The sequence below is a fragment of the uncultured Lacinutrix sp. genome (genome assembly GCF_947500325.1).
Taxonomy (GTDB): domain Bacteria; phylum Bacteroidota; class Bacteroidia; order Flavobacteriales; family Flavobacteriaceae; genus Lacinutrix.
Map to the genome: position 1 here is coordinate 1 of NZ_CANMRQ010000071.1, position 843 is coordinate 843.

At 29.9% G+C, this 843-nt stretch carries 1 protein-coding gene; it reads right to left on the minus strand.

Going from position 1 to position 843, the window contains the following annotated elements; all coding sequences use genetic code 11:
• Positions 1–168: 168 nt before the first annotated feature.
• Positions 169–738, minus strand: coding sequence for a hypothetical protein (locus Q0997_RS20205; protein ID WP_299892522.1), 570 nt, complete (start codon positions 736–738; stop codon positions 169–171).
• Positions 739–843: the final 105 nt, after the last annotated feature.

The following is an 843-nucleotide window of genomic DNA, read 5'->3' on the forward strand; positions in this document are numbered from 1 at the left end:
ACAACGGTTCGGCTATGGTTAGTACGGGACTTAAAAGTAGTGAACTTTTGATTAAGCACTTAGCCAAAACTTTTTATTTTGTTTTATCTTTTCTTTTAAAGCCAAATCAAAAGATTTGGCGATGCTAGCTGATATACCAGCTTTATATCTTAAACCACTAACCCCGTATTAATTATAGCCATTGTTAGCAAATCGTTTTTCTGTCTTTTTCTTTTCACGTTTCCGTTTTCGTATTTCTTTTTTTCGTACTTTTTTTGATTTATAATCCAGTAATGGTGTCCAGTCTATTCTATCATCGCTCTCTAACCAAACTAAATATTTTTCTTTAAATTTTTCAGTTTCATTTTTTTTACTATCCCATAAATAATACTCAATTAAATTTGGATTATTTTCACAAAAAGTCATTGTGCAGTTTTGAATTCCTGTGATAGTAAAATATGGCATTCCTTCAATTCGGTCAGCTATAATAATTGCAATTTCTCCTTTAGTTAAAATTCGTTTTTGACATTCCGATTTGACTTTTGTCAGAGTAGAATCAGTGAAAAATTCAGCAAGAATTATCAGAGAGTTTTCTCCAAAAGCAATAATCTTTTTTGCTTGTTCAGTTTTTGTAATTCCAATAGAATTTTCCGTTTCCGAAATCCCGTTCAACAATGAGTCGATTTCAGATTTCGTTTGTGAAAAACTTAAATTGAGATTAAGAACAATTATCAGGAATGTAAGTGCAGTGTTTTTCATTCAGTTTAGATTTATTTTCAAATCTATTCTTTGTTTCGTTATTCCTAAACTCTAAATGAGTGAACGAGGACTTTAAATTAGTTAACTTTTAATGTTTGCTAACGT